The following is a 22,318-nucleotide window of genomic DNA, read 5'->3' as shown; positions in this document are numbered from 1 at the left end:
TGCGACACTTCCCCGCCATGACCTCAGCCTCCCGCACTCGCTCCAATTCGTCGCAAGCCTCGTTGTTCGGCGACGCCTCTGCCACGCCGGTCAGTACAAGTGCTCAGCCGGAGCCGACACCCACAGCCGCCGGCTCGCCGCCGCCAACGCTCGAAGCCCAATTTGCCGCCCTGCCTCCGGCCTGGCGCGCACACCTCACACCGTTCATCGAAAGCGACGCCTACGCGCCCTTGTGCCGTTTCGTCGACGGTGAACGCGCGGCCGGCAAAACCGTCTACCCCGCAGACGTCTTCCGTGCCCTACGCCTCACCAGTCCCGACGAAGTCAAAGTCGTGATCCTCGGCCAGGATCCGTATCACGGTGAAGACCGCGGCACGCCGCAAGCACACGGACTGGCGTTTTCAGTCGCGCCGAACGTACGCACGCCGCCGTCGCTGCGCAACATCTTCAAGGAGATCGCCGCGAGCCTCGGCCACGAGCCGCCGCGTCATGGCTGCCTCGATACATGGGCCAAACAGGGCGTGCTGCTATTGAACACGGTGCTGACCGTCGAGCGCGATTCGGCCGCTAGTCACGCGAAACGCGGCTGGGAGAAATGTACCGATACGCTGATCCACGAACTGGCCATGCGCCATGACGGCCTCGTGTTCATGCTGTGGGGCGCGCATGCGCAAGCCAAACGCGCGCTGCTCGGCGGCAAGTCGCATTACGTGCTGGAAGCGCCGCATCCCTCGCCGCTGTCGGCGCATCGCGGCTTTCTCGGCTGCGGACACTTTGCGTCGGCTAACGACTATCTCGTGAAGCACGGCCGTGAACCGATCGACTGGCGCTTGCCCGACGAAGCGCAGATGCTGGCCTAACGCCCGTCGCGCGAAGCACTCCGACACCGGCCACCCAAGACCACTACCGCAAAAACAAAAACGCCACGGAATTCACACCCCGTGGCGTTTTTTCATTCCACCGCGCCGCGATCACGCCGCGCGGGACAAACCTCAAACCTTACGCAGCAGCGATCGCTTCACGCGCGCCAGCCAATGCGGCGGTAGCAGCGTCCGGGCCCATGTTCAGGCCTTCGGCGTAGATGAAGTTCACGTCGGTCATGCCGAGGAAGCCGAGGAAGCTCTTCAGGTACGGCGTTTGGCTGTCGTTCGGCGTGCCCAGATACTTGCCGCCGCGTGCCGAAACCACGTGGACCTTCTTACCCTTCACGAGACCTTCCGGACCGTTCGCCGTATATTGGAACGTGATGCCGGCGCGTGCGATGAAGTCGAAGTACGTCTTCAGTTGCGACGAGATGCCGAAGTTGTACATCGGTGCGCCGATCACGATGATGTCGGCGGCTTGCAGTTCGGCGATCAGCGCTTCGCTGCGCGCAGCGATCGCGGCTTGTTCCGGCGTGCGTTGGTCAGCCGGCGTGAAGAACGCGCCGAGGACGGCGTCGTCCAGGTGCGGCAGCGGTTCAGCTTGCAGGTTGCGGACGACGACTTGCGCGCCCGAATTCGATTGTTGCAGCTTTGCGGTCAGCTCGTTGACGAGAAGCGTCGAGTTCGCGCCTTGCGAGCGGGCTGCCGAGTTAATTTGCAGGATCGTGGTCATGGTTGACTCCAGTAGGGGCGCGCAGTTTTGCGCGAGTGGAGCCATTGTGATTTTTTACCTGCCCGGGAAAAAGCCATCCGGCAGCGAAGGATTGTTGCACCAGTAGAACAATCCCCGCCCTGAACCACCGATTAAGGGCTGTCCGGATTACGATCAGCTTGCCAGCCAACGCTCCCGCGCCTTGCGCGTGACCGGCCGTTTATCGGTGACGGTCAGCTTGTAGCGCGCCACGTCCGGCCCGTCCAGCTTGACTTGCGCCGTGCGCAGTTCGTCGCGGCGGAAGGCGTGGACTTCGACCTTCGCGCCCGGCAGATAGCGCGACAGCAGCGAATCAAGATTCGAGCCGGTGACGCGCAGACCGTCGAGCGCGATCAGCACATCGCCCGCCGAGAGGCCGGCCTTCTGCGCCGCGCTGCCGTCGTGAACGGCCGCCAGCGTGCAATCCGCCCCGCCCCGCACGCGCGCGCCGAGCGACGGCTTGCCATTCTTCTCGAGTTCGGGAGCAAGCGTGACGCCAAAAGGTACCAGCAACGAGTCGAGAGGCAGATCGCGTGTACCGTGGACGGCTTCGGCGAACAACTCGCCCAGCTGCACGCCGGTCGCTTCCGCAAAAATCGCCTCGACTTCGCTTTCTTCGACACCAACGGGCTTGCCGCGGTAGAAGTCGCGCCCGAAGCGCTGCCACAGCAGACGCATCACGTCGTCGAGCGATTTGCGGTTGTCAGTCTGCGCACGAATCGTCAGATCGAATGCAAGCGCGACGAGCGAGCCCTTGGTGTAATAGCTGACGATCGCGTTCGGCGCATTTTCGTCCTGCCGATAGTATTTGACCCAGGCGTCGAACGAGCTCTCGGCCACCGTCTGCTTAAGACGGCCGCTGCCGCGCTGCACGCCACCAACAACCTTGCCGAGCAGGCCGAAATAGTCGTCTTGCGAGATCAGGCCGCTGCGCACCAGGATCAGATCGTCGTAGTAAGAGGTGAAGCCTTCGAACAGCCACAGCAGCGACGTGTAGTTTTCGACGCTCAGGTCGTACGGCGCGAACACAGCCGGCTTGATGCGCTTCACGTTCCAGGTATGGAAGTATTCGTGGCTGCACAGACCGAGGTAGGTCCGGTAGCCCTCGCTGGGCGCGTCGCGGCCTTCCACCGGAAGATCGCCGCGGTTGCAGATCAGCGCCGTCGAGGCGCGATGCTCCAGTCCGCCGTAGCCATCGGTGACGGCCTGCGTCATGAACACGTAGCGATCCATCGGCGCTTTCTTCGACTTCGGCTCGAACAGCGCGATCTGCGTTTCGCAGATACGCTTCAGATCGGCGGACAGACGTGCCATATCGAGGCCGATCACGCGACCCGCGATCACGATGTCGTGCGGCACGCCGTGCGCCTTGAAGGCCGCAAGTGCGAATTCGCCCAACGTCACCGGATGATCAATCAACTCATCGTAGTTATGCGCGCGATATTCGCCGAAGCCATAACGCTTCGTGCCCCGTGCCTCCGGCAAAGCAGTGGCGACACGCCAATCACGATACGCCGCGCCTTCCGGCTTCTGGATATCGACCAGGCACTGTGCGTCTTCGTGACCGAGCGGCGACAGAAATACGCTGGTGCCGTTGAAAAAGCCCGTCGTGTCGTCAAGATGCGCGGCGCGCACCGACAGATCCCATGCATACACCTCGTAGCGCAGCGTCAGCGCGCCTTTGACCGGCGCGGCCTGCCACGTGTGCTTGTCGGTCTTTTCGACACGCACCTTGCGGCCCGCTTCATTGGTAGCCCGCAACGTGACGATGTTGCGCGCGAATTCGCGCACCATATAGCTGCCCGGAATCCATACCGGCAGCATGAAACGCTGGCCGGCCGGATCGGGATCGGCGACGGTCACGGTGACTTCGAACAGGTGGGCGGCGGGTTGCTTCGGAACGATGGTGTAGCGGATCGGCTTCATCGGCGGCGACTAGAAGTGTTCTGGCGGGGAGGTTCGGGCTTGATGTGAAAGGAGGCGCACTGCGCGCCTCCTTTCTTCGACTGATGCTGCGTGCTCAGTGCACGGCGGACATTTCCTTGTCCAGCCGGTCGGCCGGCACGGCGCCCGGCAGGCGGCGGCCGTCGGCGAGGAACACGGTCGGCGTGCCGTCGACGTTCATCGCGCGGCCGAGCGCCAGGTTCTTGTCGATCGCGGCGGTGTCGCAGGTGCCGGCTGCCGTAGGCGCCTGATGATCCTGCATCCACGATTCCCACGCCTTCGCACGGTCGGTCGAGCACCAGATCGACTTCGACTTGGCAGTCGAATCCGGCGACAGCACCGGGTACAGGAAGGTGTAGACCGTGACGTTATCGATCGACTTGAGCGAGGTCTCGAGCTGCTTGCAGTACGGGCAGTTCGGATCGGAGAACACGGCGATCTTGCGCGCGCCGTTGCCCTTTACGACCTTCACCGCATTCGCGAACGGCAGGCTCGCGAAGTCGATGCGGTTGGTTTCCGCCAGACGCGCTTCCGTCAGATTCTTGCGGGTCTTCGCGTCGACCAGATCACCGAGCATGAGGTAATCACCGTTCGCATCGCTATAGATGATCTGCGTGCCGAGATTCACTTCATAGATGCCGGCAATCGGCGACTTCGTCACGCTCTTGATCGTCACGTCAGTCAGACGCGTTTGCAGGGTGGCTTTGAGCTTGTCGGTGGCCTGGTCGGCCTGTGCGGAGCAGCCGATTGCCACGGCAGCGATCGCGAGCACGGCGGCCGCGATGCGGAAGGATTTTTTCATGCTGAATTCCTGGAGTTCAATCGCGCGTGAGGCGCGTTTTTTTGGGGCGTTTCTGGTCTGACCAGAATGGCGTCCATCCGTTCATGATACCCGTCTCGCCGGCCGTGTATGCCGGCTCGGACGCATTACCCGAGCGCGGCCGACACCAGCCAGCGCTTGATAAACGGCTGCGCGCCGACAAACGCCATGCCGGTATTGCGCAGCACCTTGGCAAACGGACCGGGCGCGGAGAAGAGCTTTTGCAGGCCGTCCGTGGCAATCATCAGCGCGCGGATGTCTTCGCGGCGGGAGCGTTCGTAACGGCGCAGCAGCACCATGTCGCCGAGATCGCGGAACGCTTCCTTGCCGGCGACCGTTTCGGCAAGCGCCGCGACATCGCGCAAACCGAGGTTCATGCCCTGGCCCGCCAACGGGTGAATCAGATGCGCGGCATCGCCAACCAGCGCGACGTGCGGCGCCACGAGCTTATCGACGGTTTGCAACGCGAGCGGGAAGCCTTGCGCGGGCGTCACGCATTCCAGCGCGCCGAACTGCTCGCCCGTCACGCGCTCGACTTCAGCCGCGAGTTGCGCCGGATCGAGCGCGAGCAGTTGCTCGGCGTGCTCGGTGCGCGCCGACCAGACCAGCGACACGTGGCCGTCCGGCATCGGCAGCAGCGCGATGATTTCGCCGTCTTTGAACCATTGGTAAGCGGTTTCGCTATGCGGCTTTTCGGCCTTGAAATTCGCGACCACGCCGGTTTGCTTGTAGTCGCGCCGATCCATCTTCGAGCCGATCTGCGCGCGTACCCACGAATGCGCACCGTCCGCGCCGACCACCAGATCGGCCTCGAGCACGTTGCCGTTGGCAAGACCGACGCTTGCGCCTTCGGCTGTAAAGTCCAGCGCCTGTGCACGCGTGTCGATCCAGGTGAGATTCGGCTGGAACCGCAGCGCGGCATCCAGCGCACGCTCGATCACTGACGATTCGACGATCCACGCCAATTGCGGCACGGACGCCTGAAATGCGGAAAAGTGGAGCTCGGCATGCGCATCGCCATAGACGCGCATGTCGTAGACAGGCCCGAGTTTTGACAGATCGAGCGCCTGCCAGACCCGCAAGCGCTCCAGCAGAGCCTGCGAACTCGACGACAGCGCGTAGACCCGCGAGTCGAAAGTGGCGCCGGCCGCCGGCGCCGCGCAGGGTTGCGCGAGCAGCGCCACGCGCAGTCCGCCTTGCGTCAGCGCCAGCGCCGCGGTCTTGCCGACGAGCCCGCCACCGATCACGGCGGCATCAAAGGTCTGGTGGTGTGCGTTCATCCGCGCATTATAGCCGCGGGGGTTGCGGGGGACGGATCGAGCGCCCCGCTCTACCGCAGGCAGATCAAGAACCCCATCCGAACGGGTTACAATTGCGCTTTCCGTGACAAAACTCGCCCAGAATCGTCGAGGCAACGCCCCGATCTGGTGTCTTGTCCCGCTCCGCTGCACTCGCTTCGCCACGCCAAACGCGAAGGCTTTCCGAATCCTGCACACAGCGTCGAGCGCATCACGCAACTTACTGATTCACTGAAGGATTTCCATGAGCCTCAAATGCGGCATCGTCGGCCTGCCTAACGTCGGCAAGTCCACCCTGTTCAACGCGCTGACCAAGGCGGGCATTGCCGCCGAAAACTATCCGTTCTGCACGATCGAGCCGAACGTCGGCATCGTCGAAGTACCGGACGCGCGTCTGAAGGCGCTCGCCGAAATCGTCAAGCCGGAGCGCATCCTGCCGGCCGTGGTGGAATTCGTCGACATCGCCGGCCTTGTGGCCGGTGCGAGCAAGGGCGAAGGCTTGGGTAACCAGTTCCTCGCGAACATCCGCGAAACCGACGCGATCACGCACGTGGTGCGCTGCTTCGAAGACGAAAACGTGATTCACGTCGCGAACAAGGTCGATCCGCTGTCGGATATCGAAGTGATCAACACCGAGTTGGCGCTGGCCGACCTCGCGACGGTCGAAAAAGCGCTGTCGCGCTATTCGAAGGCCGCCAAGTCGGGTAACGACAAGGAAGCCATCAAGAACGCCGCGGTGCTGGAAAAGGTGCGCGCGCAGCTCGACCAGGCCAAGCCGGTCCGCGCGCTCGACCTGTCGGATGAAGAAAAGGCCACGCTCAAGCCGTTCTGCCTGATCACCGCCAAGCCGACCATGTACGTCGCCAACGTGAAGGACGACGGTTTCGAAAACAACCCGCACCTCGACGCAGTCACGAAGTTCGCGGCAGCCGAAGGCGCGCCGGTCGTCGCCGTGTGCGCAGCGATCGAAGCGGAGATCGCCGACCTCGAAGAAGCGGACATGGAAGTGTTTCTCCAGGACATGGGCATGGACGAGCCGGGCCTGAACCGCGTGATTCGTGCGGCTTTCAAGTTGCTGGGCCTGCAGACCTACTTCACGGCTGGCGTGAAGGAAGTGCGCGCGTGGACGATCCATATCGGCGATACCGCACCGCAGGCAGCGGGCGCGATCCACACCGACTTCGAGCGCGGCTTCATTCGCGCGCAGACGATCGCCTTCAACGACTACATCACCTACAAGGGTGAACAAGGTGCGAAGGAAGCCGGCAAGATGCGCGCGGAAGGCAAGGAATACGTCGTCCACGACGGCGACGTGATGAACTTCCTGTTCAACGTTTGAGGCTTCGCCTCGGCGTCAGACGGCGATCAGCGAAAGGCTGAGCGCCGCCATACTGGAAGAAGAAGGCCCGCGAAATGCGGGCTTTTTTATTGCCCGCTCTGCGCGCCCTTCCGCGCCTCACACCGCAGCGGCGTAGCCATATTTGCCTTGACCGCCGCCATTTGCAGCGGCGAATCGACCAGCACCGCATCGATCCCCAGACACGCCGCCGCCCGATAATCGTCCGCGTCGTTCACCGCGATCGCGACGATCCGCACGTCGGGCTTCCGCCGGAAACACGCGACCGTCGCGGGCGTCCACAAGCTTGCCTGCACTTCCGAGCGCCCCTCGCCGAGCGAGAATTTTTCCACCACCGTCATCTGCCGGTGCAATTCGAATGCTGCGGCGGTGTGTTCAGCCGGTGCGTCCACACAGCCCTGGTTGAGCAGTACGCGTACAAGCCGCGCCCGTGTCGTGTCCCGCGACTCGAACAGTCTGGCCTGCGAATAGGCCGCAAAGCTCTGTTGATAGTCCGCCTCGGTCGAATAAATCGTCACGCGCGACCACGCGCTTTCTTCGGTGAGCACTTGCGCCACCGCCTGAGCCTGGGGTGCAGCCGGCAGTGCCTTCATATCCAGGATGATCGGCATGGCCGGCGGGATGGTGCGCAACGCTTCGCGCAGCGTCGGAATACCGAGCGGGTGATCGCGATAGGGATATGTGGCGCCGCGGCGAAAACTCCAGCCGGCGTTCACACGCGCGAGTTCTGCCGCCGTGAAGGCGGACACCGGCCCCTTCGTGTCGGTCAACGCCGACAAATCGGCCGGCCGGTACAACATCGGCACGCCGTCCTTACTCAACTGAACCGTGAGCCACATTGCGTCGGCATGATGGGCGATCGACAGGCGAATCGCTTCGAGCGTGTTTTCGGGCGCGTCGCCCGTGCCGCCGCGATGCGCGATGACCTTCGGCAACGAGGTCACCGTCGACTGCCCGTCATTCGTGGTGGTGGGCGTCAGTGCACATCCCGCGAGCAGGATGAGACTCGCCATCGAGCCGAAAACCGCCAATCGTACTGAACTCTGCATCTGGAATCCTGATTAATAAGCACGCTGATCAACCGTGCATTGTTTCCGTTTCGTGACAGCCGATGTTAAATTGCGGCAGTCGACGCCTCTCGAAAGCGGGCTTCCGCCAGGCGACTGACGCCGGACTGTCATCGAACACAAATAGAATCGCGCGATTCCCATCCGCGCCCGTTCCGTCAGCAATCAATTGCATGGGACCGGAGTAAGCGCTAAAGCGCTAACTCCGGTCGACAAAGGAGATCAAATCGATGCGTTGCAAGCCGTTATTCCGTTCACTTTCCGTTGCCGCCGTGTTGAGCCTCGGCATTAGCCAGGCAGCCCAAGCCGCCACTGAGATCCAGTTCTGGCACGCCATGGAAGCCGCCCTCGGCGAGCGTCTGAACGACATCGCCAATGCGTTCAACGCGTCGCAAAGCGACTACAAGATCGTACCGGTGTTCAAGGGCAGCTACGACCAGACGCTCGCCGCCGGCATCGCGGCTTATCGCAGCGGCAGCGCGCCGGCCATTCTGCAGGTGTACGAAGTCGGCACCGCGACAATGATGCAGGCGAAGAAAGCCGTGATTCCGGTCTCGGAAGTGTTCAAGCAAGCGGGCGTACCGCTCGACGAAAAGGCCTTCGTGCCGACCATCGCCAGCTATTACAGCGACTCCAAGACCGGCGAACTGATCTCGATGCCGTTCAACAGCTCGACGCCGGTGTTGTACTACAACAAGGACGCGTTCAAGAAAGCCGGACTCGATCCGAATCAGCCGCCGAAGACCTGGGCCGAATTGCAGGTGGACGCACAGAAGCTGAAGGCATCGGGCATGGCGTGCGGTTATTCGTCGGGCTGGCAGAGCTGGATTCAGCTCGAAAACTATAGCGCCTGGCATGGCGCGCCATTCGCGTCGAAGAACAACGGGTTCGACGGCGCCGACGCGCAGCTCGAATTCAACAAGCCGCTGCAGGTCGCGCACATCCAGTTCCTGCAGAACATGCAGAAGGAAGGCACCTTCACGTACGTCGGCCGTAAGGACGAACCGGTGTCGAAGTTCTATAGCGGTGACTGCGGGATCATCACGAACTCGTCGGGCTCGCTTGCCACGATCAAGAAGTACGCGAAGTTTAATTTTGGCACCGGCATGATGCCGTACGACGCCAGCGTGAAGGGCGCGCCGCAGAACGCGATCATCGGCGGGGCGAGCCTGTGGGTGCTGTCGGGTAAAGATCCGGCGGTGTACAAGGGCGTGGCGAAGTTCATGTCTTATCTGTCATCGGCGCCGGTTGCCGCGAAGTGGCATCAGGACACCGGCTACCTGCCGGTCACGACCGCCGCGTATCAGTTGACCCAGCAGCAAGGCTTCTACGAGAAGAATCCGGGCAGCGATACCGCGATCAAGCAGATGCTTAATAAACCGCCCCTGCCGTACACGAAGGGCTTGCGTCTGGGCAACATGCCGCAGATCCGCACCGTGATCGACGAGGAACTCGAACAGGTTTGGGCGGACAAGAAGACGCCGCAACAGGCACTCGATTCGTCGGTGTCGCGTGGCGACGAGTTGCTGCGCCGCTTTGAGAAAGCCGGTAACTAACCAGGCACCAGCCGGCAAGGTTTCGGTGCATTCGCACCGAAACCTGTCGTTGTAGAAGAACCTCGGGAATTCTCAATGGAAAAGCGCTCCAGCTTCGGCACCAGCGTGCTGCCCTACCTGCTTGTCGCGCCGCAACTCCTGATCACGCTGCTGTTCTTTCTGTGGCCGGCAGGCGAAGCGCTGTGGCAATCCACGCAGAGTCAGGACGCGTTCGGCACGTCGAGCGAGTTTGTCGGGCTTGCCAATTTCAAGCAGTTGTTCGCCGATCCGCTTTACCTGTCGTCGTTCAATACGACGCTGATTTTCTGTGCGCTCGTCACCGTGTTCGGATTGGTGATTTCGCTTCTGCTGGCGGTCTGTGCGGATCGCGTGACACGCGGCGCCAAGGCTTATCAGACACTGCTGATCTGGCCGTACGCTGTGGCACCCGCGATCGCCGCCGTGTTGTGGTCGTTCCTGTTCAATCCGAGCATCGGCCTCGTCACCTATGCGCTCGCCAAGTACGGCATCGTGTGGAATCACGCATTGAATGCGGGCCAGGCGATGTTTCTGGTGGTGCTGGCTTCGGTGTGGAAGCAGGTCAGCTACAACTTTCTGTTCTTCTACGCCGGCTTGCAGGCAATTCCGCGTTCGCTGATCGAAGCGGCGGCCATCGACGGCGCCGGTCCGGTCAGGCGCTTCTTCGGCATCGCGCTGCCATTGCTTTCGCCGACCAGCTTCTTCCTGCTGGTGATCAATATCACCTACGCCTTCTTCGACACCTTCCCGGTGATCGACGCCGCCACCGGCGGCGGTCCGGCGCAGTCCACCCGCACGCTGATCTACAAGATTTTCGCCGAAGGCTTCCAGGGGCTGGACATCGGCAGTTCGGGCGCGCAGTCCGTCATCCTGATGGTGATCGTCGTCGCATTGACGGTCGTGCAATTCCGCTTCATCGAACGCAGGGTTCAATACTCATGATCGAGAACCGCCGCGGTTTCGACCTCTTCTGCCATGCGGTGCTGATTCTCGGCGTCGTGCTGGTGGTGTTTCCGGTGTACGTCGCGTTTTGTGCGGCGACGATGAGCGAGCATGAGATATTCAGCGTGCCGCTGTCGCTGGTGCCGAGTACGCATCTGTTCGAGAACATCGCGACGGTCTGGTCGCAAGGCAGCGGCAATGCGGCGGCGCCGTTCGGCCGCATGCTGTTCAACAGCCTCGTGATGGCGCTGGTGATTTCGATCGGCAAGATCGCCATCTCGATGATCTCTGCGTACGCGATCGTGTTTTTCCGCTTTCCGTTTCGCAATCTGTCGTTCTGGCTGATCTTCATCACGCTGATGCTGCCCGTCGAAGTGCGGATCTTTCCGACCGTCCAGGTTGTGTCGTCGATGCATATGGGCAATACGTACAGCGGTTTGACCTTGCCGCTGATCGCGTCGGCCACCGCCACGTTTCTGTTCAGGCAGTTCTTCATGACGCTGCCCGATGAACTGATGGAAGCGGCGCGTATCGATGGTGCGGGCGCGATGCGTTTCTTCTGGGACGTGGTGCTGCCACTGTCGAAAACGAACATGGCGGCGCTCTTTGTCATCACGTTCATTTACGGCTGGAATCAGTATCTGTGGCCGATCCTGATTACGAGCCAGCAATCGCTGACCACGGCCGTGGTCGGCATCAAAAGCATGATCGCGTCCGGCGACACCGCAACCGAATGGCACCTCGTGATGGCCGCGACGCTGCTTGCGATGCTGCCGCCGCTCGCCGTCGTGCTGACGATGCAACGCTGGTTCGTGCGCGGACTGGTGGACTCGGAGAAGTAACTCGCGCAGCGTGGGCGAGCTTCGGCGTTGGACATGAAAAAAGAACACCGCGCAAAGCGTGGCACGCGCGACAAGCAACGAAAAGGCTAAAACAGCATGGCTGCACTGACTCTGCAAGGCGTTAAAAAGACCTACGACGGCAAACAGTTCGTGTTGCACGGCATCGACGTGGACGTCGCGGACGGCGAATTCGTCGTGATGGTCGGTCCGTCCGGTTGCGGCAAATCGACCTTGCTGCGGATGGTGGCAGGCCTCGAAGGCATCTCCGACGGCACCGTCTCGATCTCCGGCAAAGTGGTCAATCGCCTGGAACCGAAAGATCGCAACATCGCGATGGTGTTCCAGAACTACGCGCTGTATCCGCATATGAGCGTCGCCGACAATATGGGCTACGCGTTGAAGATCGCGGGCGTCGACCGCGCGCAGATTGCGAAGCGCGTGGACGCGGCGGCGCAGATTCTCGAGCTTGGCCCCCTGCTCGCACGCAAGCCGCGCGAGTTGTCCGGCGGGCAACGACAGCGCGTCGCCATGGGCCGCGCGATCGTGCGCGAGCCGGCGGTGTTTCTGTTCGATGAGCCGCTGTCCAATCTCGATGCACGCCTGCGCGTGCAGATGCGCCTCGAAATCCAGCGCCTGCATGCACGGCTTGCCACGACCAGCCTGTACGTCACCCACGATCAGATTGAAGCGATGACGCTCGCGCAACGCGTGATCGTGATGAATAAAGGTCACGCGGAGCAGATCGGCGCGCCGACCGAAGTCTACGAGCGGCCAGCGACGGTGTTCGTCGCGAGCTTCATCGGCTCGCCGGGGATGAATCTGCTGGAAGGCCGGGTGTCGGACGACGGCTTGACGTTTGAAGTGGCGGGTAACGGTCCGAAGCTGCCGCTTACTGGCGTGGCGTCGATCGGCCGGGAAGTTGCGAAGGGCCGCGAGTGGACGCTCGGCATTCGCCCCGAGCACATGACGCCGGGTCAAGCGGACGCATCCAACGCCACGTTGACCGTCGATTCCTGCGAACTGCTCGGCGCGGACAATCTCGCGCACGGCCGCTGGGGCAAGCACGACGTGACCGTGCGGCTGCCGCATACGCACCGCCCCCCGGCTGGCGAAGCGCTGCAAGTCTCGCTGCCCGCGCAGCATCTGCATTTCTTCGATCCGGCGAGTGGACGGCGCGCGAACTGACGCCGCGAGGAGCGCCCTCTGCCGCCCCACCCCCGCCCCGAAGTACAATGCCATCTGCACAACCCGCCCGCGCGCGGGGCGTCGCGAAGTTCGATGCCGAGCTCGACGCCGCGCCGGCCGGCGCCGGGCGCACTGCCCGGCCAACACACCGATTACCCATCCACCCACGACCGCCCGCCCCCACGCGGCCGGCGTCGTCAACGTCTATTGCAAGCAAATGGCCCAATACGTCTTCACCATGAACCGGGTCGGCAAGATCGTGCCGCCCAAGCGCCAAATCCTGAAAGACATCTCGCTGTCGTTTTTCCCCGGCGCGAAGATCGGCCTGCTCGGCCTGAACGGCTCGGGCAAGTCGACACTGATCCGCATCATGGCCGGTGTGGACAAGGACATCGAAGGCGAAGCCACGCCGATGCCGAACCTGAACATCGGCTACCTGCCGCAGGAACCGCAGCTCGATCCGAACAAGACGGTGCGTGAAGCGGTCGAGGAAGGCCTCGGCGACGTCTTCGGCGCGCAGAAGAAACTGGACGAAATCTACGCGGCCTACGCGGAACCGGACGCCGACTTCGACGCGCTCGCCGCGGAGCAGGCCAAGTACGAAGCGATTCTGGCCACCACTGACGGCAGCGCCGAACAGCAGATCGAAATCGCCGCCGACGCGCTGCGTCTGCCGGCGTGGGACGCCAAAATCGAGCATCTGTCGGGCGGCGAAAAACGCCGCGTCGCACTCTGCAAACTGCTGCTCGAAAAGCCGGACATGCTGCTGCTCGACGAACCGACCAACCACCTGGACGCGGAATCGGTCGACTGGCTCGAACAATTCCTCACGCGCTTCCCGGGCACGGTCGTCGCCGTCACCCACGATCGCTACTTTCTCGATAACGCCGCTGAGTGGATTCTCGAACTCGACCGCGGCCACGGCATCCCCTGGAAGGGCAATTACAGCAGCTGGCTCGACCAGAAGGAAGAGCGCCTGAAGCAGGAAGAGTCGTCGGAATCGGCGCGTCAGAAGGCCATCAAGAAGGAACTGGAGTGGGTGCGCCAGAACCCGAAGGGCCGTCAGGCGAAGTCGAAGGCGCGTATCGCCCGCTTCGAGGAACTGAACAGCCAGGACTACCAGAAGCGCAACGAGACCTCGGAAATCTTCATCCCGGTCGGCGACCGCCTGGGTAATGAAGTTATCGAGTTCAAGAACGTCAGCAAGTCGTACGGCGACCGTCTGCTGCTCGACGACGTCAGCTTCAAGATTCCCGCGGGCGCGATCGTCGGCATCATCGGGCCGAACGGCGCCGGTAAGTCGACGCTGTTCCGCATGCTGACCGGTCGTGAACAGCCGGATTCGGGCGAGATCGTGCAAGGCCCGACGGTCAAGCTCGCGTACGTGGATCAAAGCCGCGACGCGCTCGACGGCTCGAAGACCGTGTTCGAAGAAATCTCCGGCGGTGCGGATGTGCTGACGGTCGGCAAGTACGAAACGCCGTCGCGGGCGTACATCGGCCGCTTCAACTTCAAGGGCGGCGATCAGCAGAAGACCGTCGGCAATCTGTCGGGCGGTGAGCGCGGCCGGCTGCATCTGGCGAAGACACTGATCGCGGGCGGCAACGTGCTGCTGCTGGACGAACCGTCGAACGACCTGGACGTCGAAACGCTGCGCGCGCTCGAAGACGCACTCCTCGAATTCGCCGGCTCCGTCATGGTGATCTCGCACGATCGCTGGTTCCTCGACCGGATCGCGACGCACATCCTGGCGTTTGAAGGCGATTCGCAAATCACGTTCTTCGACGGCAACTACCAGGAATACGAAGCGGACAAGCGTGCCCGCCTCGGTGAAGAAGCTGCACGTCCGAAGCGTCTGCGTTACAAGCCGATCGCGCGATAAATCGCTGGCCTGGCGGCCCGCTCGTTGCTTGACGAGCGGGCTGTTTTGCTGGTCGGTTTTTTGCTGACGCTTCGTGGACCGCCTGGCTGACTGCCCGGCCGGCGTGTTTTGCCGGCCGTTTTGCCGGCCGTCCGCCCGTTCATTTTGCTCACCGTTGCGCGCTGGAATTGCTGTGCGTTTGCCGTGCTTTTGCCGGCTAGGCGGTAGGGCACACGCTTTGCGTGCCACGGCGTGATACACGTCGTCCCGGCGGGATGCAGGAACTCCGCCGTATCAAATAGCTGTGCATCCACCGGGTGCACACACCGGCCGATCACACGCACGCCGCGCCAAGCGCGGCGACGAGGAGGCAAGCATGGCGATGTCGAAGGGCAAGCGCTGGGCGATCGCCGCAGGTGGCGTGCTGCTGGTGCTGACCGTCGTCGCGGTCGGCGCGCTCCAGTTCGCGCAGCGCGAAGTCAAGGAACGCGTCATTGCGGCGCTCGGCCCATTAGGCAGCGCCGAAAGCATCCGGGTCGGCCTCACTTCAGTCCATCTCACCAACGTTCTGCTCAAGGCGCCGCCGAACTGGCCCGCCGGCGATCCGCTACGCGCCGACGAAATCACCATCACGCCGGATATCCGCGATCTGCTCGCGCGGCGCATGCATATTCGTAGCGTGGTGGTGCGCGGCTTCGACATCGCCGTGCTGCGAACCAAGGACGGTGCGATCCGTCTGATGCCGAATCTGCGCCAATCGATCAACGGCCCCAACGACGACGAAGCTGGCAGCGCGGCAACGTCCGGCTCCCGCGAGAAGCTGGTCGATCACGTCAGCTTCGAACAAGGCAACTTCCATTTCTACGACATGACAGTCGGTCCGCCGGCATTCAAAGTCACGGTCAGCAACGCCAACGCGACCGTCGATCACCTGCATCTGCCCGCGCTCTCCGAACCGACCAACGTCAGCGTCACCGGCTCGATCAAGGGGCCGACGCATACGGGCACAGTTTCGTTCGGCGGGTGGATCAAGATTGCCAGCAAGGATTCGCAGACCACCAGCACATTGCGCGGCGTCGATGTCGTGATGCTCGATCCGTACCTGCTGAAAAAAACCGGCGCGAAGGCGCAAGTAACGGGCGGCACGGTCGACCTGACGGTCGACTCGACGGTGCGCAACTACCAGCTGCATGCACCCGGCACGGTGACGATCCACCATCTGCAACTCGCCGACAACGACAACCCGCTCGACACCTTCATGTCGATTCCGACCAAAGCCGCCATCGCCGCGCTCAAGACGCACAACGGCGACATCACGCTCCATTTCGTACTCGATGGGAATTTGCGCGACCCGAAGTTTTCGGTGCAGGAAAGTCTGATGACGCGCCTTGGCGCCGGTTTTGCGAAGGCGATGGGCGTGAGCGTCGAAGGTGTGGCGAAGGGCGCCGGGGAGACAGTGAAAGGATTAGGGAACGCGTTGAAAAATCTGCTCGGTCAGTAGGCGGACTTGAGCCGATGCAGAAGCGCCGCAATTAAAGCGGAGACCTACCATGTCGCCGCTTTAACCGACATCCTCCGAACCGCGGCATCGCGATGCCTAGACCGGCAACCCCAATTCCCGCAGTCCCGCTTCCGTTTTTGCAGCGCTCGTGTGATGCACGCTGTGCCAACCGAGTGCCGTCGCGGCTTCGGCGTTTTTCAGGTTGTCGTCGATGAAGACGAGTTCGCCCGGCTGGATGCCCGGCAATTGCGCTTCGATCCGCTGACGCATTTCCGCGAAGATCGCCGGATCGGGCTTCACCAGCTTCACCCTACCCGACACGACGATGTCGCGGAAACGCCGCAGCACGGGGAAATGCTCCCACGCATACGGAAACGTCTCCGCCGACCAGTTCGTCAGCCCGAAGAGCGGCACATCGGCCGCTTCCAGCTTTTCCATGAGCGTCACGCCCTCCTCCAGCACGCCGGGCACCATCTCGTGCCAGCGCTCGTAGAACGCGCGGATCAGTGGCGCGTGATCGGGAAACTTCGCGATCAGCTCGTTTGTCCCCTCGGCGATCGGCTGGCCACCGTCCTGACGGATCACCCAATCCATCGAACAAACGTGCGTCAGAAACCAGCGGCGCTCCGTTTCGTCAGGGATCAACTGGCGATACAGATATTCGGGGCTCCAGTCGATCAGCACGCCGCCGAAATCGAACACGACTGCCTTGATGGCCATGCACGCTCCGTCAGTAAGGTCGTGGCGACGAGATCAGATAGCCTGCGTACGCAACTCGAGCCACGCCTTGGCCTCGCCCGACACATGCGGCGACAGGCGCGTGCGCACCATCTCGTGATACGCGTTCAGCCACGCGCGCTCGTCATCACGCAACAGCGACAGGTCGAGGCAGCGCGTATCGATCGGGCACAGCGTCAGCGTCTCGAACTTGAGGAAATCGCCGAACTCGGTTTTCTCCGCGGGCACGTTCAGCACCAGGTTCTCGATCCGCACGCCCCACTTGCCCGGCCGGTAAATGCCCGGCTCGACCGAGGTGATCATGCCTTCTTCCATCGCGGTCCACGGCTCGGCCGGCGCGTAGTGCGAAATCACCTGCGGGCCTTCGTGCACGTTCAGGAAATAGCCCACGCCGTGACCGGTGCCATGGCCGTAGTCGGCGCCGGCTTCCCAGATCGGTGCGCGGGCGATCGCGTCGAGCATCGGCGAACGGATGCCGCGCGGGAATTTCGCGCGCGACAGCGCCATGGTGCCTTTCAGCACAATCGTGAAATCGCGCCGCTGCGCCTCGCTGATGGTGCCGACCGGTACGACGCGGGTGATGTCGGTCGTGCCGCTCAGATACTGCGCGCCCGAATCGATCAGCAACAGGCCATTGCCCTCGATCACCGAATGCGCTTCACTGGTTGCGCGGTAGTGCGGCATCGCGCCGTTCGCGTTGAAGCCGGCGATCGTCGCAAAGCTCAGCGACACAAAGCCCGGACGGCGCGCGCGGGCTGCCGTCAGGCGCTCGTCGATCGTCAGTTCGGTGATCGTTTCGTTGCCGAGCGCGCCTTCGAACCACGCGAAGAATTCGGCGAGCGCCGCGCCGTCCTGTTCCATCGTCTCGCGCACATGCTCCGCTTCTGCGTCGGTCTTGCGCGACTTGAAGAACGTGGACGGATTGACCGCCTCGACGACGTTCACCGTGGACGGCACCGACTGCAGCGAGCCATAGGTAATGCGGCGTGGGTCGATCAGCAGCGTGCTGCCGGCCGGCAGCGCGGCCAGCGCTTCTGCCGCCTTCGCGTAGGGCTCGACGCTGATGCCGTCGAGCGCGAGCGCATCGGCCAGCGCTTGCGGCACCTTGCCGTCGGCGACGAAGAGCGACGCGCTTTCCGGACCGATCAGCGCGTGCGCCACGAACACCGGGTTATAGCTGACGTCGGCGCCGCGCAGATTCAAAAGCCATGCGAGGTCGTCGAGCGTGGAAATGAAATGCCACTGCGCGCCCTTCTCCGCCATCGCGCGGCGAATCTGCGCGAGCTTTTCCGAACGAGCGACGCTTGCATGCGGCGCGGCGTGCTCAAACACGGCGGCGGCGGGCAGCGACGGGCGCTGCGGCCAGATCGCGTCGAACAGATCGACGTCGGTGCGCAGCTTCACGCCGTGCGCGCTAAGCGCCTGGCCCAAAGCGCGCGCCGCCGACACGCCCAGCACGGCGCCGTCCACACCCACTGTATCGCCGGTCGCGACGTTCTGCGCAAGCCATTCAAAATGCGGCGCGGTCTGCTGGCCGCCGGTCATCTTCATCAACTGAACGCCGGTGCCGGCCAGTTGTGCGTTGGCTTGTTCCCAATAGCGGCTGTCCGTCCACACGCCGGCGAAATCGGCGGTCACGACGAGCGTGCCGGCCGAGCCGGTGAAACCCGATAACCACTGCCGGCCTTGCCAGCGCCCAGGTAGATATTCGGAAAGATGGGGATCTGAGGACGGCACCAGATAGGCGGCTACGCCTTCGTGCGCCATCGCATTGCGCAATGTCGCGAGCCGTTCGGGGATGGAGGAAGTTTCGGGAAGTCGGGCATTCATCAGAGTCACCTGCAAGTATTCATCGACGGGAAAGCAAGCCGACCGTCACGGCGACGGCGATCAGCGCGATGGCGGTACATACCGGCCATTCGAGCGTATCGCCATCATGAAAAAGTCCCACTACGTTGCCGGCCATGCGAGCAACACCCGCGCCCAGCACGCCGACCAGGAGCGCCACCCACCACGCGGCACGGCTCGAACGGCGCAGCGGATGCAACCACCAGCCTGCGAGACCAATCACCGCGCCCAGCACCAGGATTCCGGGCCACCCCATTAGTGGCAGGTCTCGCGCAGTTTCAGATTTGTCTCATGGGCGCAAGGAGCCAACACAGATAGCATTTTTGTCTCATTAACTATAGAGGTTCAGCACGGCGCTTTCCGCATAGCGGTTGAGTTTAGGGGTCGGGGTGATGTTAGGCAAGCTGTAAGCCTTACGGAGAAACCTAGTCCGGGTAATTGCCAAGCTGAAAGCGCGCCATGCGAATCGCCCTTATCGAGCCGGACTTACGGCACGCCACCCTGGTCGGCCGGCTGATCTTTGCCGGCGGCCATGCGTGCCAGCACTTCACAGCGAGCACACCGTTTCTGGTCCGTGCCGCCGACGAATTCTTCGATCTTCTCATCACTGAAAACTGGGCCGGCGACCATTGCGCCGAAGACCTGATTCCGCGCGCCCGCTCGATCCTGCCGAACTTGCCGGTGATCGTGCTGCTGTCGGAGCCACGCGAGAGCCAGATTGTCGCAGCGCTCCATGCCGGCGCCGACGACTGCCTGACCAAACCGGTCCGCGGCCCGGAAATGCTGGCCCGAGTGGACGCGCTGCTGCGGCGCGCGGCCCTGCGGCGGCCGCCGAACCGGCGGCGCGACACGATCGGTGGCTATGCGTTCGACGCAGCGCAGTTCGCCGTCACCTTCCGTAATCAGACGGTCGCCCTGACACCGAAGGAGTTCCGCTTTGCGCTGCTGCTGTTTTCCAATCTGTCTCGCCCGGTGTCGCGCGCGCATATTCTCGAAACGGTCTGGACGCGCCGCCGCGACGTACAGTCGCGCACCGTAGACACCCATGCATCACGCGTGCGGACCAAGTTGCAGTTGCGGCCAGAGCACGGGTACTGCCTGACGCCGCTTTACGGCTATGGCTACCAGCTCGACGCCATCCCGCCTGACGCCATTGTGGCGGCCGGGTGACGCATCCACAATGTAAGAATCGTGGAAACGCTATAATATTGAGCTAAACCATAGCTCCCCATATGCAGCTTCTAACGATCGGAATCAATCACCACACTGCGCCTGTCGCCTTGCGCGAACGCGTGGCGTTTCCGCTCGAACAGATCAAGCCTGCACTGGACACCTTCAAGAGCGTCTGGCTCGGCCGCACCGCCCGCACGGCGCCGGAAGCGGCGATTCTGTCCACCTGTAACCGTACCGAACTCTACTGCGCGACCGACGACCAGGCCGCGCGTGAAGCCGCGATCCAGTGGTTCTCGAAGTACCACAACCTGCCCGTCGACGAACTCGCACCGCATGTCTACGCGCTGCCGCAGTCGGAAGCCGTGCGCCACGCGTTCCGCGTCGCCTCGGGACTCGATTCGATGGTGTTGGGCGAGACGCAAATCGTCGGACAAATGAAGGACGCGGTACGTACAGCGTCCGAGGCCGGCGCGCTCGGCACCTATCTGAACCAGTTGTTCCAGCGCACCTTCGCCGTGGCGAAGGAAGTGCGCAGCACGACCGAAATCGGCGCGCAGTCGGTTTCCATGGCGGCAGCCGCCGTGCGGCTCGCACAGCGGATTTTCGACAAGATTTCAAACCAGCGCGTGCTGTTCATCGGCGCGGGCGAAATGATCGAGTTGTGCGCTACGCACTTCGCGGCGCAGCAACCACGCGAGCTCGTCGTAGCCAATCGCACGGCCGAGCGCGGCAGCCGCCTCGCTGAGCGCTTCAACGGCCGGGCCATTCCGCTCTCGGAACTGCCCACCCGCATGCATGAGTTCGACATCATCGTGTCGTGCACCGCGTCCACCCTGCCGATCATCGGTCTGGGCGCCGTCGAGCGGGCCGTGAAAGCACGCCGTCACCGGCCGATTTTCATGGTCGATCTGGCCGTGCCGCGCGATATCGAACCCGAAGTCGGCAAGCTTGAAGACGTTTTCCTATACACCGTCGACGATCTCGGCGCGATCGTGCGCGAAGGCAATGCGTCGCGGCAAGCCGCGGTCGCGCAGGCCGAAGCGATCATCGAAACGCGTGTGCAGAACTTCATGCAGTGGCTCGACGCACGCAGCATCGTGCCGGTGATCCGCCACATGCATACACAGGCCGACGTGCTGCGTCGCGCCGAAGTCGAACGCGCGCAGAAAATGCTCGCACGCGGCGAGGACCCGGCAGCGGTGCTCGAAGCGTTGTCGCAATCGCTCACCAACAAACTGATCCACGGCCCCACGCACGCGCTCAATCGCGCGAGCAGCGAGAACCGTGACACGCTTATCGAATTGATGAGCGGTTTCTACAAACACTCCGGTTCTACGGAGCGTTAGCGGCGCAGCCACCGCCGCACCGTCCGCGCCACACTGAGTGGCCCGCGACATGCTTCTGACCAGGGCATCTGCCCACTCCCCTAGTCGTCGTCTTTGCCGGAGTCCGCTCCGATACCCGTCCGATGAAAACGAGCATGCAACGCAAGCTCGACCAGCTCACTACCCGGCTGGCCGAACTGAACGACCTGTTGAGCCGCGAGGACATCACCTCGAATCTCGACCAATACCGCAAGCTCACGCGTGAACACGCCGAGCTCGGGCCGGTTGTGGAGCATTACGCGCTGTGGCGCCTGGCGATGAACGACGCGGCGACCGCGCAAGAACTGCTGGCGGACGCGTCGATGCGCGACTTTGCGGAAGAAGAAATTCGCGCGGCGCGCGAGCGGATGGAAAAACTCGGCGCGGAATTGCAGAAAATGCTGTTGCCGAAAGACCCGAACGACGACCGCAATATCTTCCTCGAAATCCGGGCCGGTACCGGCGGCGACGAATCCGCGCTGTTCGCGGGCGATTTGCTGCGCATGTACCTGCGCTTTGCCGAGCGTAATCGCTGGCAAGTGGAGATGATGTCGGCGAGCGAATCGGACCTCGGCGGCTATAAGGAAGTGATCGTGCGTATCGCCGGCGAAGCGGCCTATTCCAAGCTCAAGTTCGAGTCGGGCGGCCACCGCGTGCAACGCGTGCCGGCCACCGAAACGCAGGGCCGCATCCACACTTCGGCGTGCACGGTCGCGGTGATGCCGGAAGCGGACGAAATCGGCGAAGTCGAAATCAATCCGGCCGATCTGCGCATCGACACGTTCCGCGCGTCCGGCGCGGGCGGTCAGCACATCAACAAGACAGATTCGGCCGTGCGCGTGACGCACTTGCCGACCGGCATCGTCGTCGAATGTCAGGACGACCGGTCGCAGCACAAGAACAAGGATCGTGCGCTGAAGGTGTTGGCCGCGCGCATCAAGGACAAGCAGTCGCATGAGCAGCAGCAAAAGGAAGCCGCAACTCGCAAGAGCCTGATCGGTTCAGGCGATCGCTCGGAGCGCATTCGCACCTATAACTTTCCGCAAGGGCGTCTGACGGATCACCGGATCAATCTGACGCTGTACCGCCTCGACGCGATCATGGATGGCGATCTCGACGAGTTGATCGCGGCACTCGTCAGCGAGCATCAGGCCGAGTTGCTGGCATCGCTGGGCGACGCGGACTAAGCG

19 protein-coding genes are annotated in these 22,318 nt (G+C 62.9%); 11 read left to right on the top strand and 8 right to left on the bottom strand.

Features of this window, described 5'->3' with window-relative positions:
• Positions 1 to 17 precede the first annotated feature (17 nt).
• Positions 18 to 860: a uracil-DNA glycosylase gene (locus BM438_RS33035; protein WP_093643538.1), complete on the top strand. Its 843-nt coding sequence runs from the start codon at positions 18 to 20 to the stop codon at positions 858 to 860.
• 139 nt (positions 861 to 999) lie between these two features.
• On the opposite strand, the gene BM438_RS33030 is transcribed toward BM438_RS33035, so the two are convergent.
• From BM438_RS33030 to BM438_RS33015, 4 genes are all read right to left on the bottom strand, one after another.
• A complete protein-coding gene (locus BM438_RS33030; protein ID WP_054036687.1) occupies positions 1,000 to 1,596 on the bottom strand; it encodes an FMN-dependent NADH-azoreductase in 597 nt (198 codons plus the stop codon).
• A gap of 153 nt (positions 1,597 to 1,749) precedes the next feature.
• Entirely contained in the window at positions 1,750 to 3,540 is a 1,791-nt protein-coding gene (locus tag BM438_RS33025) for a M61 family metallopeptidase (protein ID WP_093643535.1), read from the bottom strand.
• Between the two features lie 94 nt (positions 3,541 to 3,634).
• Positions 3,635 to 4,360, bottom strand: coding sequence for a DsbC family protein (locus BM438_RS33020; protein WP_093643533.1), 726 nt, complete (start codon positions 4,358 to 4,360; stop codon positions 3,635 to 3,637).
• A 125-nt stretch (positions 4,361 to 4,485) separates the two neighbouring features.
• On the bottom strand, positions 4,486 to 5,658 hold the full coding sequence (locus tag BM438_RS33015) for a UbiH/UbiF family hydroxylase (protein ID WP_093643531.1): 1,173 nt from the start codon (positions 5,656 to 5,658) through the stop codon (positions 4,486 to 4,488).
• 262 nt (positions 5,659 to 5,920) lie between these two features.
• On the opposite strand from BM438_RS33015, the gene ychF reads away from it, so the two are divergent.
• Positions 5,921 to 7,015, top strand: coding sequence for a redox-regulated ATPase YchF (gene ychF, locus BM438_RS33010; RefSeq protein WP_054036679.1), 1,095 nt, complete (start codon positions 5,921 to 5,923; stop codon positions 7,013 to 7,015).
• Between the two features lie 86 nt (positions 7,016 to 7,101).
• Here ychF and BM438_RS33005 read toward each other — a convergent pair whose 3' ends face one another.
• Positions 7,102 to 8,082: a glycerophosphodiester phosphodiesterase family protein gene (locus BM438_RS33005; RefSeq protein WP_093643528.1), complete on the bottom strand. Its 981-nt coding sequence runs from the start codon at positions 8,080 to 8,082 to the stop codon at positions 7,102 to 7,104.
• A 248-nt stretch (positions 8,083 to 8,330) separates the two neighbouring features.
• On the opposite strand from BM438_RS33005, the gene ugpB reads away from it, so the two are divergent.
• From ugpB to BM438_RS32970, 6 genes are all read left to right on the top strand, one after another.
• Positions 8,331 to 9,656 (top strand): sn-glycerol-3-phosphate ABC transporter substrate-binding protein UgpB, encoded by a 1,326-nt coding sequence (ugpB, locus tag BM438_RS33000; protein ID WP_093643526.1) that lies wholly within the window; start codon positions 8,331 to 8,333, stop codon positions 9,654 to 9,656.
• Between the two features lie 75 nt (positions 9,657 to 9,731).
• Positions 9,732 to 10,616 (top strand): sn-glycerol-3-phosphate ABC transporter permease UgpA, encoded by an 885-nt coding sequence (gene ugpA / locus BM438_RS32995; protein WP_054036671.1) that lies wholly within the window; start codon positions 9,732 to 9,734, stop codon positions 10,614 to 10,616.
• Entirely contained in the window at positions 10,613 to 11,458 is an 846-nt protein-coding gene (gene ugpE, locus BM438_RS32990) for a sn-glycerol-3-phosphate ABC transporter permease UgpE (protein ID WP_093643524.1), read from the top strand. The genes ugpA and ugpE overlap by 4 nt, the downstream gene beginning before the upstream one ends.
• Positions 11,459 to 11,554: 96 nt before the next feature.
• Positions 11,555 to 12,643 (top strand): sn-glycerol-3-phosphate import ATP-binding protein UgpC, encoded by a 1,089-nt coding sequence (locus tag BM438_RS32985; protein ID WP_093643522.1) that lies wholly within the window; start codon positions 11,555 to 11,557, stop codon positions 12,641 to 12,643.
• A gap of 217 nt (positions 12,644 to 12,860) precedes the next feature.
• Positions 12,861 to 14,525, top strand: coding sequence for an energy-dependent translational throttle protein EttA (ettA, locus tag BM438_RS32980; RefSeq protein ID WP_093643520.1), 1,665 nt, complete (start codon positions 12,861 to 12,863; stop codon positions 14,523 to 14,525).
• A 355-nt stretch (positions 14,526 to 14,880) separates the two neighbouring features.
• Positions 14,881 to 16,005 carry a DUF748 domain-containing protein gene (locus tag BM438_RS32970; protein ID WP_093643516.1) on the top strand — a complete coding sequence of 375 codons (1,125 nt, stop codon included), beginning with the start codon at positions 14,881 to 14,883 and terminating at the stop codon, positions 16,003 to 16,005.
• A gap of 96 nt (positions 16,006 to 16,101) precedes the next feature.
• Here BM438_RS32970 and BM438_RS32965 read toward each other — a convergent pair whose 3' ends face one another.
• Genes BM438_RS32965 through BM438_RS32955 form a run of 3 tightly spaced genes read right to left on the bottom strand, consistent with a single transcriptional unit; the run spans position 16,102 to position 18,847 of the window.
• Entirely contained in the window at positions 16,102 to 16,725 is a 624-nt protein-coding gene (locus BM438_RS32965; RefSeq protein ID WP_093643514.1) for an HAD family hydrolase, read from the bottom strand.
• 33 nt (positions 16,726 to 16,758) lie between these two features.
• On the bottom strand, positions 16,759 to 18,573 hold the full coding sequence (locus BM438_RS32960) for an aminopeptidase P family protein (protein ID WP_093643512.1): 1,815 nt from the start codon (positions 18,571 to 18,573) through the stop codon (positions 16,759 to 16,761).
• A gap of 19 nt (positions 18,574 to 18,592) precedes the next feature.
• A complete protein-coding gene (locus tag BM438_RS32955; RefSeq protein WP_093643510.1) occupies positions 18,593 to 18,847 on the bottom strand; it encodes a hypothetical protein in 255 nt (84 codons plus the stop codon).
• Positions 18,848 to 19,050: 203 nt separating this feature from the next.
• Here BM438_RS32955 and BM438_RS32950 point away from each other — a divergent pair, with 203 nt between their 5' ends.
• From BM438_RS32950 to prfA, 3 genes are all read left to right on the top strand, one after another.
• Positions 19,051 to 19,761: a response regulator transcription factor gene (locus BM438_RS32950; RefSeq protein ID WP_093643508.1), complete on the top strand. Its 711-nt coding sequence runs from the start codon at positions 19,051 to 19,053 to the stop codon at positions 19,759 to 19,761.
• 62 nt (positions 19,762 to 19,823) lie between these two features.
• Positions 19,824 to 21,110 carry a glutamyl-tRNA reductase gene (gene hemA / locus BM438_RS32945; RefSeq protein WP_093643506.1) on the top strand — a complete coding sequence of 429 codons (1,287 nt, stop codon included), beginning with the start codon at positions 19,824 to 19,826 and terminating at the stop codon, positions 21,108 to 21,110.
• A 122-nt stretch (positions 21,111 to 21,232) separates the two neighbouring features.
• Positions 21,233 to 22,315 carry a peptide chain release factor 1 gene (gene prfA / locus BM438_RS32940; protein WP_093643504.1) on the top strand — a complete coding sequence of 361 codons (1,083 nt, stop codon included), beginning with the start codon at positions 21,233 to 21,235 and terminating at the stop codon, positions 22,313 to 22,315.
• Positions 22,316 to 22,318: the final 3 nt, after the last annotated feature.

Origin of the sequence: Paraburkholderia aspalathi, from assembly GCF_900116445.1 — a bacterium.
Lineage (GTDB): Bacteria > Pseudomonadota > Gammaproteobacteria > Burkholderiales > Burkholderiaceae > Paraburkholderia > Paraburkholderia aspalathi.
Note: the sequence above shows the minus strand (reverse complement) of the source record. Positions and strands in the feature narration are given on the sequence as shown.

What these genes read in the sequence shown, in the direction of transcription:
- hemA (WP_093643506.1), top strand. Translation starts at nt 19,824, where the DNA reads ATGCAGCTTCTAACGATCGGAATCAATCACCACACTGCGCCTGTCGCC.
- BM438_RS32960 (WP_093643512.1), bottom strand. Translation starts at nt 18,573, where the DNA reads ATGAATGCCCGACTTCCCGAAACTTCCTCCATCCCCGAACGGCTCGCG.
- BM438_RS33035 (WP_093643538.1), top strand. Translation starts at nt 18, where the DNA reads ATGACCTCAGCCTCCCGCACTCGCTCCAATTCGTCGCAAGCCTCGTTG.
- BM438_RS33025 (WP_093643535.1), bottom strand. Translation starts at nt 3,540, where the DNA reads ATGAAGCCGATCCGCTACACCATCGTTCCGAAGCAACCCGCCGCCCAC.
- BM438_RS32985 (WP_093643522.1), top strand. Translation starts at nt 11,555, where the DNA reads ATGGCTGCACTGACTCTGCAAGGCGTTAAAAAGACCTACGACGGCAAA.
- ugpB (WP_093643526.1), top strand. Translation starts at nt 8,331, where the DNA reads ATGCGTTGCAAGCCGTTATTCCGTTCACTTTCCGTTGCCGCCGTGTTG.
- BM438_RS33005 (WP_093643528.1), bottom strand. Translation starts at nt 8,082, where the DNA reads ATGCAGAGTTCAGTACGATTGGCGGTTTTCGGCTCGATGGCGAGTCTC.
- BM438_RS33020 (WP_093643533.1), bottom strand. Translation starts at nt 4,360, where the DNA reads ATGAAAAAATCCTTCCGCATCGCGGCCGCCGTGCTCGCGATCGCTGCC.
- prfA (WP_093643504.1), top strand. Translation starts at nt 21,233, where the DNA reads ATGAAAACGAGCATGCAACGCAAGCTCGACCAGCTCACTACCCGGCTG.
- ychF (WP_054036679.1), top strand. Translation starts at nt 5,921, where the DNA reads ATGAGCCTCAAATGCGGCATCGTCGGCCTGCCTAACGTCGGCAAGTCC.
- BM438_RS33015 (WP_093643531.1), bottom strand. Translation starts at nt 5,658, where the DNA reads ATGAACGCACACCACCAGACCTTTGATGCCGCCGTGATCGGTGGCGGG.
- BM438_RS32970 (WP_093643516.1), top strand. Translation starts at nt 14,881, where the DNA reads ATGGCGATGTCGAAGGGCAAGCGCTGGGCGATCGCCGCAGGTGGCGTG.
- ugpE (WP_093643524.1), top strand. Translation starts at nt 10,613, where the DNA reads ATGATCGAGAACCGCCGCGGTTTCGACCTCTTCTGCCATGCGGTGCTG.
- BM438_RS32965 (WP_093643514.1), bottom strand. Translation starts at nt 16,725, where the DNA reads ATGGCCATCAAGGCAGTCGTGTTCGATTTCGGCGGCGTGCTGATCGAC.
- BM438_RS32955 (WP_093643510.1), bottom strand. Translation starts at nt 18,847, where the DNA reads ATGGGGTGGCCCGGAATCCTGGTGCTGGGCGCGGTGATTGGTCTCGCA.
- BM438_RS33030 (WP_054036687.1), bottom strand. Translation starts at nt 1,596, where the DNA reads ATGACCACGATCCTGCAAATTAACTCGGCAGCCCGCTCGCAAGGCGCG.
- ettA (WP_093643520.1), top strand. Translation starts at nt 12,861, where the DNA reads ATGGCCCAATACGTCTTCACCATGAACCGGGTCGGCAAGATCGTGCCG.
- ugpA (WP_054036671.1), top strand. Translation starts at nt 9,732, where the DNA reads ATGGAAAAGCGCTCCAGCTTCGGCACCAGCGTGCTGCCCTACCTGCTT.
- BM438_RS32950 (WP_093643508.1), top strand. Translation starts at nt 19,051, where the DNA reads ATGCGAATCGCCCTTATCGAGCCGGACTTACGGCACGCCACCCTGGTC.